General features: G+C 40.9%; 8 protein-coding genes. 6 read left to right on the forward strand and 2 right to left on the reverse strand.

What is annotated here, in order from left to right:
• The first annotated feature begins 46 nt into the window (after positions 1-46).
• A complete protein-coding gene (locus B9A91_RS17045; RefSeq protein WP_084240211.1) occupies positions 47-3,490 on the forward strand; it encodes a pyruvate carboxylase in 3,444 nt (1,147 codons plus the stop codon).
• 22 nt (positions 3,491-3,512) lie between these two features.
• Here B9A91_RS17045 and B9A91_RS17050 read toward each other — a convergent pair whose 3' ends face one another.
• Positions 3,513-4,316, reverse strand: a complete 804-nt coding sequence (locus B9A91_RS17050; RefSeq protein WP_084240212.1) for a DUF4350 domain-containing protein — start codon at positions 4,314-4,316, stop codon at positions 3,513-3,515.
• Between the two features lie 332 nt (positions 4,317-4,648).
• Here B9A91_RS17050 and B9A91_RS17055 point away from each other — a divergent pair, with 332 nt between their 5' ends.
• Positions 4,649-6,088 (forward strand): MFS transporter, encoded by a 1,440-nt coding sequence (locus B9A91_RS17055; protein WP_084240213.1) that lies wholly within the window; start codon positions 4,649-4,651, stop codon positions 6,086-6,088.
• Positions 6,089-6,116: 28 nt separating this feature from the next.
• Complete coding sequence (locus tag B9A91_RS17060) at positions 6,117-7,742, forward strand: NADP-dependent glyceraldehyde-3-phosphate dehydrogenase (protein WP_084240214.1); 1,626 nt, start codon at positions 6,117-6,119, stop codon at positions 7,740-7,742.
• Positions 7,743-7,798: 56 nt separating this feature from the next.
• On the opposite strand, the gene B9A91_RS17065 is transcribed toward B9A91_RS17060, so the two are convergent.
• Positions 7,799-8,260, reverse strand: coding sequence for a hypothetical protein (locus B9A91_RS17065; protein WP_084240215.1), 462 nt, complete (start codon positions 8,258-8,260; stop codon positions 7,799-7,801).
• A gap of 176 nt (positions 8,261-8,436) precedes the next feature.
• On the opposite strand from B9A91_RS17065, the gene B9A91_RS17070 reads away from it, so the two are divergent.
• The 3 genes from B9A91_RS17070 (at position 8,437) to B9A91_RS17080 (ending at position 13,640) form a co-directional block, all read left to right on the forward strand.
• Positions 8,437-8,991: an RNA polymerase sigma factor gene (locus B9A91_RS17070; RefSeq protein WP_084240216.1), complete on the forward strand. Its 555-nt coding sequence runs from the start codon at positions 8,437-8,439 to the stop codon at positions 8,989-8,991.
• Positions 8,992-9,112: 121 nt separating this feature from the next.
• Positions 9,113-10,180 carry a FecR family protein gene (locus B9A91_RS17075; RefSeq protein WP_084240217.1) on the forward strand — a complete coding sequence of 356 codons (1,068 nt, stop codon included), beginning with the start codon at positions 9,113-9,115 and terminating at the stop codon, positions 10,178-10,180.
• 181 nt (positions 10,181-10,361) lie between these two features.
• Positions 10,362-13,640 (forward strand): SusC/RagA family TonB-linked outer membrane protein, encoded by a 3,279-nt coding sequence (locus B9A91_RS17080; RefSeq protein WP_235012588.1) that lies wholly within the window; start codon positions 10,362-10,364, stop codon positions 13,638-13,640.

Consider the following 13,640-nt stretch of genomic DNA (forward strand, 5'->3'; position numbering starts at 1 on the left):
GATTCAAAGTAATGTAATAATTTAGCGACACTTAAGACAAAACCAAATGAACATTAAGAAAGTACTTATTGCCAATCGGGGCGAAATTGCCATCCGTATTGAGCGCGCCTGTAGTGAGCTGAATATCCAGACAGTCGCGGTTTATACTTATGAGGACCGTTATTCTCTGCACCGTTACAAAGCCGATGAGGCGTATCAGATTGGAGAAGATCATGAACCACTGAAACCCTATCTGGATATGAATGCCATTATTGAAATGGCTAAATATAGCGGAGCCGATGCCATCCACCCCGGATATGGATTTTTATCTGAAAATGAAGAGTTTGCAAAAAGGTGTGCGCAAAATGGTATTGTATTTATTGGCCCCAGACCAGATGTAATGCGTGCCCTTGGTGATAAGGTAACTGCTAAAACTGTGGCAAAAGCTGCGGGCTTACCGATTATTGAGAGTAATGAACAAGAACTAAAGACAATTGAAACAGCGTTGAAAGAAGCGCATCGGATCGGTTATCCCCTGATGATCAAAGCCGCTTCTGGTGGAGGTGGAAGAGGGATGCGCATTGTACGAAACGACGAACAACTGGAAAAAGGCTTTTCGGAAGCCAGGAGTGAGGCAAAAAACGCTTTTGGCGACGATACCATATTTCTTGAAAAATTTATTGACCGCCCGCGCCACATTGAAGTCCAGATCGTAGCTGACAGTCACGGTGAGGTGGTCCATTTGTATGAACGCGATTGTTCTGTGCAACGTCGTTTTCAAAAGGTAGTAGAGTTGGCACCATCGTTAAATTTAAGTCAGCAAACCAGGGACCAGCTTTATCACTACGCTACTTCTATTGCAAAAGCAGTGCAGTACAATAATGTTGGAACGGTTGAATTTCTTATAGACCAGGCCGAGCATATTTATTTTATAGAAGTAAACCCAAGGATACAGGTTGAACATACTGTTACAGAGATGATTACCGGCATAGACCTGATCAAAACTCAATTATTTATTGCTGATGGTCATCGTCTTTCAGACGCTGAAATTGGCCTGTCCAATCAGCATAGCATCATGTGCAATGGTTTTGCCATGCAATGCAGGATTACAACTGAAGATCCTGCAAATGACTTCAAACCTGATTATGGAACACTGATCACTTACAGGAATGCGACAGGCTTCGGCATCAGATTAGACGAGGGGAGTACCTATCCCGGCATGAAAATTAGCCCCTTTTTTGACTCTATGCTTGTTAAGGTAAGCACAAGCGGGGCTACCCTGGAAGATGCCGCCAGAAAAATGAACCGGGCGCTGAGGGAATTCAGGATCAGGGGAGTTAAAAACAATGTACAGTTTCTGGAGAACCTGATCAATCACCCCACCTTTATTCAGGGAAAGGCTACTGTCAATTTCATACAGGAACATCCTGAACTTTTTGAATCTAAAAAAAGGCTTGACAGAGGTACAAGGATTCTGACCTATTTAGGAGAGGTCTCTGTAAATGGAAATCCGGATATACGGTTTGTGGACGAAAACAAAAGGCTGGAAAAGCCAGAGATACCTGCTTTTGATCATTATAGTGCTTATCCAAAAGGCACAAAAGACCTTTTAACCGAACTTGGGCCAGATGGTTTTTCCAGGTGGCTTAAAGCGGAAAAGAAAATACAATACACCGATACTACATTAAGGGATGCGCATCAATCCCTTTTGGCAACGCGTATGCGCACCTATGATATGCTTAAGGTGGCAGAGGGTTTTGCCAAACACCATCCTCAGACCTTTAGTATGGAGGCCTGGGGCGGAGCTACATTTGATGTTTGTCTGCGATTTTTACATGAAGATCCATGGAGACGCCTGGAGAAATTAAGGGCCGCTATGCCAAACATATTGATTCAAATGCTCATCAGAGGATGTAACGGTGTAGGATATGCGGCATATCCCGACAATCTGATTGAATCTTTCGTTGAAAAAAGCTGGGAAAAAGGAGTAGATATTTTCAGGATATTCGATTCCCTGAACTGGATGGAGAATATTGCCCCATGCATCGAAATGGTGCGCAAGAAGACGCAGGGACTTGCCGAAGGGGCACTGTGTTATACAGGTGATATCCTTGATCCCAAACGCAGCAAATATAGTCTGGATTATTATTTAAGGCTTGCAAAAGATCTGGAGAATGCGGGAAGCCATATACTTGGTGTCAAAGACATGTCTGGTCTGCTCAAGCCTTATGCAGCCAAATTGTTGATAGAGGCCTTAAAGGATACTGTAAAAATTCCTATCCATTTACACACACACGACACATCGTCTTTGCAGTCAGCAACTTACTTAATGGCAATTGAAGCAGGAGTTGATGTGGTCGATTGTGCTTTAGGAGCCTTATCGGGCACTACTTCCCAACCCAACTTCAACGCAATCGTAGAGATGATGCGTTTTCACGAACGGGAAAATCCATACGATCAGAAATCGTTAAATGCGTATTCCAATTATTGGGAGGCCGTAAGGGAGTATTATTATCCTTTCGAATCTGGTTTAAAAGCAAGCTCTGCAGAAGTTTTTGAACATGAAATCCCTGGAGGCCAATATTCCAATCTAAAGCCGCAGGCAATAGCGCTTGGTTTAGGAGATCAGTTTGAATTGATTAAACAAAGGTATGCAGATGTAAACCGGCTTTTCGGAGATATTGTAAAAGTTACTCCAAGCTCTAAAGTTGTAGGCGATCTTGCGCAATTTATGGTGGCAAACCAAATCACACCTGAGGATATTTTCACAAGGGGAGAACAGCTTTCCTTTCCTGAATCTGTAGTTTCCTTTTTTCTGGGGGAAATCGGTCAGCCTGAAGGAGGGTTCCCGAAAGAATTACAACGAATTTTATTGAAAGGTAAAACTCCGTTTACCGACAGGCCAAATAAACATTTACAGCCATTAGACCTTAACCAGGATTTTGAGGACTTTAAAAAAGAGTTTGGCGACGATCTGAGTTATACCATGTATCTCGCCTACAAATTCTATCCTAAAGTTACGGCCGATGCCATCAAGACCTTTAGGCTGTATGGCGACGTATCTGTGATACCAACCCGTTATTTTTTTTATGGAATGAAGCCAGGTGAAGAAACGACCATAGAAATTGCAAAGGGAAAAACATTGCTGGTTCGTTTACTTTCTATAGGCCCGGCTGATGACAATGGCATGCGGACGGTATTCTTTAAACTAAATGGGCAAACCCGGAATATTGAAATCCAGGATAAATCGATAAAAGTAGTGAAACCAGAAAACCGCAAAATAGAAAAAGACAACAATAGTCATGTTGGCTCTCCGCTACAGGGCTTGTTGTCTAAAGTATTTGTCAAAGCAGGGGATCAGGTGAAAAAGAATCAACCCTTGTTTATGATAGAAGCAATGAAAATGGAATCAAATATCTCCGCCATAACTGACGGGGTTGTTAAATCCATTACACTCAATGCAGGAACTATGGTGAATACTGACGATTTGGTTCTGGAATTAGCTGAATAAACAGGAGCTTTGGAAATGGCTGTTAAGGAATCTGCTTTTTCAGCCATTTCACAAGCTCCACAGCCCCATTATAATTTTCATATTCCGCCGGAATCCTTGTGCCATCAATATACTCGTTATACAACCACGGATCTCCAACGGCAAACACGGTACCTTTACCGTACCGGCAGATGGCCATGATGGTATCTTCCCCTTCTTTGATCAGGGGTATAGCCGGTTTTTCGGCATGGATTACAGCTAATTCTTTCAGGTAAAATTTCCTGGAGCCAGGAAACACTTCATTTCCGGAAGGGACATTTACGGTTCCCATTTCAATTTTTTTGTCTCTCACCATATTCCTGCTCTTATTGGTAAAAGTAATTCCGAATCTCTTCGACAAATCATTCAGCTGTACCAGGTTGTTGTTGCTGCTATCGTTGGCAAAAATGGCCAAAACCCCGCCTTTTTTCACCCAATTTACTATAGCATTAACATCATTTGCCGATATAAGATTTGGAACCGGACTTTCCTTTTGGTTATCGGGGTCAACAATGATGTAGATCGAAGCCTCCTTAAGGTTTTGAGTGCTGGGAGCCATATCCAGACTTTTTATTGACAGCCCCTCTCTGGTAAAAATATCTCCCAACATGGAAAAGCCATTTAATGTTTTGTCTTCCCAGGTGTAATGAAACCTGATTTCTTTACCAGATTTGTCTTTCTTTAGCTCATGATTAAAATAATTATCGAGCAACACTGTTTTTTGCTGGGCAATAGCACTAGAAATAGTAGTTAAGCAGCAAAAGACAATTGCGAGTATATTCTTCCTGGATACGTATTTTAGTAACATAATTAAATCTATAAAAATAAAACCAATATGGATGCGTCAAAAATGGCAATTGCTAAAATAATTTACTAATTAGCTAAACGATAACGATTGCGTAAATATTTTCGGATGAACCATACTTTTACTTACAATTATTATGTAGAATTGCTAACGTTGAGGACCTTTATTACCACAGAGGCATACTCAGAATTCAAGTGTCCGATAAATTGGGTCAAGAATTTGGATGTGGTAATTACAGGGAATTATATATATTGAGTCCTAAAATGACGATTAAAGATATAACGAGCAGAAACAGATTTTTTCTATCAGATGCAAATTTAACTAAACCAAATATAATGAAAGAGACTAAAAGAGGAAATTACAGATGGACCATCTGTGCCATGTTATTTTTTGCTACCACAATTAATTATATGGACAGGCAGGTCCTTTCGTTAACCTGGAAAGATTTTATAGCTCCGGAGTTTCATTGGACAAACAATGATTACGGTAACATTACTGCTCTTTTTTCCATTTTTTATGCGGTTTCTATGCTGTTTGCCGGTAGGTTTGTAGACTGGTTAGATACAAAAAAGGGTTTTTTATGGGCTATTGGTATATGGTCGATAGGTGCCTGTTTACACGCATTTTGTGGAATAGCAACCTCTGGTATAATTACAGGCAACTGGCTCGTTGGTTTTGAAGGTGCAAAAGAATCACTGGCCCTTGTAAACGATACAGCAATGATCATTACTGTAAGCGTTACTTTGTTTATTTTTGCACGTTTTATATTGGCAGTTGGTGAAGCAGGAAACTTTCCTGCAGCTATTAAAGCAACAGCAGAGTATTTCCCAAAAAAAGACAGGGCCTTTTCAACCAGTATCTTTAATGCTGGAGCAACAGTAGGCGCTCTTGCTGCTCCTATAACCATTCCTTTTATAGCGGCAAAATGGGGCTGGGAGATGTCTTTTATAATTATCGGTGCACTCGGCTTTGTATGGATGGGCTTTTGGGTGTTTATCTATCACAAGCCAGAGGTACACCCAAAAGTAAACGCTGCGGAACTGGAGTATATTCAGCAAGATCTGATAGCAGACAGAAAGTTGGTAGATTATGTTGAAGAGACTCCCACCAAAGCTTCTTTTGTAGATTGCTTGAAATATAATCAGACATGGGCATTTGCTTTTGGCAAGTTCATGACAGATGGCGTCTGGTGGTTTTTCCTTTTCTGGACACCAGCTTATTTAAGTGCTGTTTATGGAATGGATTCTACAAAAAGTGCCTTGCCATTATTTGTGCTTTATATGATAACTTTGCTTTCAATTATTGGCGGGTGGCTACCTACTTATTTTGTTGAAAAAAAAGGAATGAATCCCTATGAAGGTAGAATGAGGGCTATGCTGATTTTTGCTTTCTTCCCTTTGCTCGCGCTGCTGGCACAACCACTGGGACAGGTTACTTACTGGATTCCTGTAATTATCATTGGCATTGCCGGAGCAGCTCACCAGGCTTGGTCTGCCAATATATTTACTACAGTAGGAGATATGTTCCCTAAAAAAGCCATTGCAACGGTTACGGGCATTGGTGGTATGGCTGGAGGCATCGGTGCATTTTTAATCAATAAAGGGTCTGGGGTATTGTTTGACTACGCAGGCCAGACTCAAATGGTGTTTATGGGGTTCAAAGGTGAAGAAGCAGGATACTTTATCATATTCTCATTGTGTTCTGTTTGTTATTTAATAGGCTGGACAGTGATGAAAACATTGGTGCCTAAATACAAACCTATTTCAGATTTATAACCTATAACCAAAAATTAATATTTAACTAATGTTTCCAAAAAATCAGCTCGATTCAATCTTTGTAGAAGAAGATCAGATCCCTGAAGAATTTAAACTATCAGAAGAAGTACACCAGCGCGAGTACCTAAGTAATGGTGAAATGCATACCTGGAGTGGTGAAGTACATGAGGTACTGTCTCCAGTTTGTATCAGAACCGAAACCGGCCTGCAGAGAAAATTAATAGGTACCTATCCTTTATGCAGTGAAAAAGAGGCAGATGCGGCATTGCAAGCTGCTGTTAAAGCTTACGACAATGGACGCGGCGAATGGCCTACAATGAGCGTTGCAGACCGCATTTACTGTGTAGAGCAGTTTACACATAGAATTATTGAAAAGAAGGCTGTAGTTGTGAAACTGCTGATGTGGGAAATAGGCAAATCCTATGCGGATTCATTGAAAGAGTTTGACCGTACTGTGGAATATATTTATGCGACTATTGATGCATTAAAGGATCTGGACAGACAGTCTTCCAAGTTCAGTATTGAACAAGGTATTGTAGCGCAGATCAGGCGCTCGCCCTTAGGTGTGGTCTTGTGTATGGGGCCATTCAACTACCCATTGAATGAAACCTTTACCACTTTAATTCCGGCACTGATTATGGGAAACACCTTGTTGTTTAAACCACCTAAACATGGCACTTTGCTTCACTACCCTTTACTGGAAGCCTTTAGGGATTGTTTTCCAAAAGGTGTGGTAAATACCATTTATGGGCGGGGCAATAAAATTATACCTGACCTAATGAAATCTGGTCAGGTTAATGTATTGACATTGATCGGTTCCAGCAAAGTTGCAAATGAACTTAAAAAGCTTCATCCGAAAGTAAACAGGTTACGGGCTATTCTGGGTTTGGATGCCAAAAATGCAGCAATAATCACTTCAAAAGCTGATGTAAAACTAGCGGTACAGGAAACAGTGCTCGGCGCTTTGTCTTTCAACGGACAGAGGTGTACGGCGCTAAAGATCATTTTTATTCATAGCAGCCTGGCAGAAGGGTTCTTAGAAGAACTATCAGCGGAAGTCGCTAAACTTAAAATTGGCATGCCGTGGGAGCAAGGCGTGGCTTTAACGCCATTACCAGAACCACATAAACCGGCCTACCTTAAAGAATGTATAGCTGATGCTTTGGCTAACGGCGCCAGGGTGGTGAATGCGCATGGTGGAGAAAGTTGTGAATCATTTGTTTACCCGGCAGTAGTTTATCCAGTAGACAAAAACATGAAGCTCTATACCGAGGAGCAATTTGGACCAGTGATCCCCGTTGTTCCTTTTAATGACCTTGAAGAACCAATACAGTACCTGATAGACTCTACTCACGGGCAACAGGTAAGCATTTTTAGCAATGATGACGAAGAAGTTGCTGCCCTTATTGACCCACTGGTTAACCAGGTAAGCAGGGTTAATATAAATTGCCAGTGTCAGCGTGGGCCTGATGTTTTCCCCTTTACAGGAAGAAAAGACAGTGCTGAGGGTACACTTTCAGTAGTTGACGCCCTTAGGTCTTTTTCTATCCGGTCTCTGGTTGCAACAAAACTGAATGACAGCAACAAACACTTAATTAATGAAATAGTAGACAGTAACAGTTCAAATTTCCTAAGTACGAAGTACCTTTTCTAAACAACTGTTCGAATTTAAGGCGCTATTAAACAACTTAAACTGTTTAATAGCGTTTTTTATTCCTCACCTTCCTCCAGATAGTCTTCCTCATTTCTGACAGGCGATTGTTCAGCTTTGATAAATGCGTAAACAATGGAGATCAGAAAAACCCCATTGATAAAGATGTGAGGAAGACTGCTAAAACCTGAGCTGGTTTCCAGCAACTTATCTAGCAATACGCCTACAGATAGTATGATTAAGACAGCAAACACTAAAGCCGCTGCTTTTTTATGGGGCGCATACTTTATCAGCATATGAATCACATAGATGGTGAGCATCATACCGAAAATGAACATGATGTACCAGAATACATCACTGGCAGTAAGTTCGGTCCACAGGCTTTGTTTGGTATATTGAAACCTGTTAAACTGGGATGTGGCAAATTTGGCCAGAATCAGATAGCTTAATGCCCAAAAGACATAAAAACCAGTAACAATACCTAACCAATGAAGAAGAAGCTTAAATTTAGATGTGTACATATGTCTGTAAATTAAACATTTGTACTCAAATTTAACTACAAATATTAAATATTCAAAGCCTTTTTAGTTAGAATTAATACCTGCAGGATATTTTAGAAAAATAGTGTTGCCAAATAAAACTTCATAAGATTTTGTCAGCAGATTTTCTTAACATTGCTATCACCTAATCTGACCAAATGGAAAATAAGCTTATACATCACTTACTATGGGAACGCTTGCGTGGAGGTGATCATGATGCTTTTTTTGATCTGTACCGGGAACTCTACTACGACCTTGTAAATTTCGGTATAAGGGTTTGTGGTGACGCTGAAACATCGGGAGAGGCTACTGATCAGGTATTCATTACAATTTGGGATAAGCATGCCCAGCTAAACCGGGTAGACCATGTTGGTGCATATCTGCGTACTTTTTTGAAACGTAAGATCTTACGCCTGCTGGAACGTAAGAAAAAGATAGATGATGCCCTGGCGAATGCTGGGGCTGAAGGTGAGTGGATGGAAATGTCTTATGAAGAGTTTATCGTCAAAGTACAGACAGATGAGTTGGTCAGGTTTAAACTTAAAAGTGCCTTACAAAAACTAACTTACAGACAGAAACAATTAATTCATCTGAAGTTTTTTGATGGTTTGAGTTATGAACAGATCGCAAATCAAACCCAGCAAAGTGTTAAAACTGCCTACAATACGGTCTATGATGCTTTAAAAATCCTAAGAAAGGAGCTTAAAGCATAAGTCTATTTTATAGGCTCCACGTCATTTAATTGGCCGTTTAAAGACAGGTCAAAAAAAAATATAAAATTTCTTTAGGAAAAAGATCATTTTTTTGGCACTGATATTATAAAAGCCAAATATTATGATAGATCGTAGTCTTTTCAATATTGAAGACTTCCTTGTTGACAATACATTTCAGTTATATTGTGCCGGTAAAGACAAACTTTGCATTGCCTATTGGGAAGATTACATTAAAGCTCATCCGGAACAGGAGGCCACTATTAACGAGGCTAAACGCTTATATATCATTTTAAGTGGTCAAAAGAAACCTTTAAATCGGCAACTGGGCTTACTAAAAAACAATATTAAAGCCGAAAACGAGGAAAGTACAGTTCCGCTAAGAAGAACATATACCTGGTTAAAGATTGCTGCTGTCTTGTTGTTGATTTCTGGTCTGGTGCTGGTATTTCGGGCAAACGTGGTTAAGGAAAAATCTATACCCAATCTGGTAACCAATTACCATACTAATGGTGCAGAACGCAAAAAAATAACCCTGCCAGATGGGACCATCATCGTGTTAAATGCCAAAAGCTCGATCAGATTAAATAAGAAATTCAATATTGATAACCGTGAGGTCACGCTTGTGGGGGAAGCCTATTTTGATGTTGCCCATGATAAGAATAAACCTTTCAAGGTGCTTACGTCAGACTTCAATATCAACGTATTGGGTACTATATTTAACGTAAAAGCTTATCCCGACGAACCCACATCGGAAGCGGTTTTAATTAAGGGGGTTATTGTAATGGAAGGGGCAGGCAGCAATGGAAATTCAATCACCTTAAAGCCAAGTCAAAAAGTTACATTCTATAAAAACCTGCCAGAAACACCTGCAATCAAGCCAATGAAGGCCCAGGTAAAACATCCCGAAATCACGATAAACAGCTACACGAAAAAAAGCGACAGTACGGTTGTGGAAATGGCCTGGACACAAAACCGCCTCGAGATTCAGGACCAGAGTTTTATGGAACTTAAAAAAACGCTGGAGAGGTGGTATAATGTAGAAATAACATTCAAAAATAAAGAAATAGAAAAATATCAATTTACAGCGACATTCCAAGACGAGAGTTTAACAGAAGTATTATACGCACTTCAATGTGCAGAATTTTTTAAATATGAAATAAAAGGAAACCAGGTGATCATATCAAAATAAAAAAGAGGGGCGATGTTGACGCACCACCCCCTTTAATTTTTTGATATAAAGCAATGGCAGATTTATGCGCAAACAGATTCCTGCCAAATACTAAAGCAACCAAAAAAACAAAAATATGATTAATTCTTACTTAGTGCAAGAGTACTTTAATTATAAAGTGCTCCTAAAATTCATTGTCATAATGAAATTAACGTGTATCTTCATTTTTTTTACATGTCTTAATGTATCGGCATCGGTCTTTTCTCAGCAAAAGGTCTCTTTGGATGTTAAAAGGACCAAGTTAAGTAAAGTGCTAAAAATCATTGAAGAGCAAAGCGGTTACCACTTTGTGTACAGTTCGGCAAATGTACCGGTAAACAAAGATTATACGCTATCCGTGAAAGATACACCTGTTGCAGATATTCTTTCCACTATATTTTACAACACAAACCTGAAGTACTCCATTTCTGAGGGAGGGCTAATCGTAATCAGCCGAAAAAAGGATGTAAAAATTAGTGGTACGGTAAAGGACAATACGGGTGCTCCTTTACCCGGAGCTTCCATACGCGTGAAAGGCTCAGCTTCAGGCACCTCCACAGACATTAATGGAAGGTTTGCTATTTCGGTTCCTGAAAATGCAGTTCTTGTTATTTCCTTTGCAGGATTTCAGAGTAAAGAAATCAGTACCGAAAATAAAACGAGCATTGAGGTTGTTCTTATGGAGGATACCAAATTACTCAGTGAAGTGGTAGTGACGGCCCTGGGCATCAAAAAGGAACGGAGAGCTTTAGGATACTCTGTTTCACAAATACAGGGCGAGACGCTCACCCAGGCAAGAGAAAATAACGTGGCCAATTCACTGGTAGGCAAAGTTGCAGGTTTAGATGTAAGCGCCACAGCAGGTGGTGTCGGCGCAGCAACAAGCATAACAATCCGGGGGGTATCCAGTCTGAGTCAAACGAACCAACCGCTTTATGTGATCAATGGTATGCCTATGGAAAACAAACCAGTTGGACTAAACAACAGTAATCCAAATGGGAATAAGGGCAGTCAATGGGACAATGCACCCGATCTTGGGGACGCAGTGGGCAACCTGAACCCTGATGACATTGAAAGTATATCCGTTTTAAAGGGTGCTGCCGCCTCGGCTTTGTATGGTTCAAGGGCCAAGGCCGGTGTAATACTCATCACAACAAAAAGTGGAAAAGGAACAAGTATAGACTTCAACAGCAATTATGTTATTGAACAGGTAATGGATAGGACCAACTGGCAATATGTTTACGGACAAGGTGCCAATGGGGTTAAACCAACCAGTGCAAGCTCAGCCTCCGATGTGGGTGGTTCCAGCTGGGGAGGAAAATTAGATGGAAGCAGCGTGGTTCAATTTGATGGGGTTTCAAGACCATACACTGCACAAAGAAACAATATCAACAATTTTTACCGAGATGGAAGTACCTGGTCTAATACATTGGCATTGAATAAAACATTTGATGGTGGATCATTAAGGTTTTCTGCCAATGACGTCAACAACAATTCCATCGTTCCAAACTCTGGCTTAAACAGGCAGTCTTTCAATCTGGTAGGTACATTTGAGCCTATAAAGCGTCTAACCATAGATGCCCGTGCAAATTATATTCTTGAACAGGCTAAAAACAGGCCAATGCTTTCTGATGGGGCGGGTAACGCCAATTTTAATGTGATATTTTTACCTACCAGTATCAATGTAAACGACCTTAAACCCTGGAAGGATGCCAGCGGCAACGAAATCGGTTACAACAAAGGAAACGTATATGCCACCAACCCCTGGTTTGCAGCAAATGAATTTGTAAATGACACCAGACGAAAAAGACTAATCAGTTCATTCAATACGCGATATACGCTGGACAATGGTCTGTTTATCCAGGGCAGGGTTGGGATGGATGACTATACCGACAGCTACAAAAATGTAGTTCCATCTGGCACGGCTTATTATGCGGCAGGAAAAATTGCGGAACAAAAAACAAAGTTCCAGGATTTAAATGCAGATGTGTTGCTGGGTAAATCCTTCAGGGTACAGGAGGATTTTACCATTACGCCTAATTTAGGTGCCAGTTATAGGAATACTAAAATTGATCAGACCACCAATAATGGCACAGATTTCGCAGTTTTTGGTGTCTATAATATCCTGAATGCAACAAATAAGTCTGTAGGCATTGTACAAAGCGAAGTAGAAACCCAGTCTGCCTATGGAACCATGGAGCTGGCTTACCGTGATGTTCTTTATTTAACAGGAAGCGGCAGATACGACTGGTTTTCAACCCTTGCAACACCCGGTAAAAATAATAAGCCATACGTGTTTTATCCCTCTGTGAGTGGTTCATTCGTGTTTTCAGAACTACTTAAAACCAATTTTCTGAGTTTTGGTAAGCTGAGGGCCGGCTATGCAGTAGTAGGCCAGGCTACCGGCCCATACCAAACGCAGCTTACGTATGCATTCAGGAGCGAAACATTAAACGGCAGACCGCTCGGAACCATTAGCAACGTAGACATTCCAAATTCAGGACTTAAGGCATCTAAAGCCTCTGAATTTGAAATAGGTACCGAACTCAGGTTTTTTAGAGACCGTTTGAATCTGGACCTGACCTGGTATAAGAAACACTCAAAAGATGAAATAACCACCGTTACAACCTCAAGTACAACAGGATATAATGGTGCCGTGCTAAATTCTGGTGAAATTGAAAACAAGGGTGTAGAAGCCCTGATCTCGGGAGCAATCATCAAAAGCAGCAATTTTAGCTGGACATCTTCTTTCAATGGTAGTTATAACGACAATACGGTGCTTAAACTCGCCGAAGGGGTATCCTCTCAGCTAATCGCCACATCACGTACCGGAAATGGTTTTATTCAAAATATTCCAGGGAAAGCCGCGGGCCAGGTAATGGCATACGATTATAAGTATGACGCAAACGGGCAGATAGAAAAGGGCGCAAACGGAGCGCCTGCGAAAGGTTTGTTAAAGGCACATGGCTCTGCCTATAACAAATGGTTTGCCGGATGGAATAACGAATTTAATTATAAAGGAGTAAGCCTTTCATTCCTGATAGACGGAAAATGGGGAGGAAAGCTGTTTTCGGCAACCGACTATTATGGCTATCGTTTCGGTCTGCACCAGGCAACCGTTGCAGACCGGGAGTCATTGGGTGCTACAGCTGCCGATTACTATTTGTCATTTGTAGATAACGTGTCTACCACGTTTGTGCAGGATGCAAGTTTTATCAAGTTCAGGCAACTTACACTAGGGTATAACTTTCCGGCTCAGATATTCAACAACAAAATTAAGAGCTTAAATGTGAGCCTGGTGGGAAGGAATCTATTTATTCTAATGAAGAAAACCGACAACATAGACCCGGAATCGAGCTATAACGCTACTTTCCCCGGACTGGAATTAGGCGGAGTGCCGCCGGCCAGAACTTTTGGCCTGAATGTAAGTGTTAAGTTTTAA

Origin of the sequence: Pedobacter africanus (assembly GCF_900176535.1) — a bacterium.
Taxonomy (GTDB): Bacteria; Bacteroidota; Bacteroidia; order Sphingobacteriales; family Sphingobacteriaceae; genus Pedobacter; species Pedobacter africanus.

Coding starts and splice junctions, on each gene's coding strand:
- B9A91_RS17045 (WP_084240211.1), top strand. CDS start 47: ATGAACATTAAGAAAGTACTTATTGCCAATCGGGGCGAAATTGCCATC.
- B9A91_RS17050 (WP_084240212.1), bottom strand. CDS start 4,316: ATGTTACTAAAATACGTATCCAGGAAGAATATACTCGCAATTGTCTTT.
- B9A91_RS17055 (WP_084240213.1), top strand. CDS start 4,649: ATGAAAGAGACTAAAAGAGGAAATTACAGATGGACCATCTGTGCCATG.
- B9A91_RS17060 (WP_084240214.1), top strand. CDS start 6,117: ATGTTTCCAAAAAATCAGCTCGATTCAATCTTTGTAGAAGAAGATCAG.
- B9A91_RS17065 (WP_084240215.1), bottom strand. CDS start 8,260: ATGTACACATCTAAATTTAAGCTTCTTCTTCATTGGTTAGGTATTGTT.
- B9A91_RS17070 (WP_084240216.1), top strand. CDS start 8,437: ATGGAAAATAAGCTTATACATCACTTACTATGGGAACGCTTGCGTGGA.
- B9A91_RS17075 (WP_084240217.1), top strand. CDS start 9,113: ATGATAGATCGTAGTCTTTTCAATATTGAAGACTTCCTTGTTGACAAT.
- B9A91_RS17080 (WP_235012588.1), top strand. CDS start 10,362: ATGAAATTAACGTGTATCTTCATTTTTTTTACATGTCTTAATGTATCG.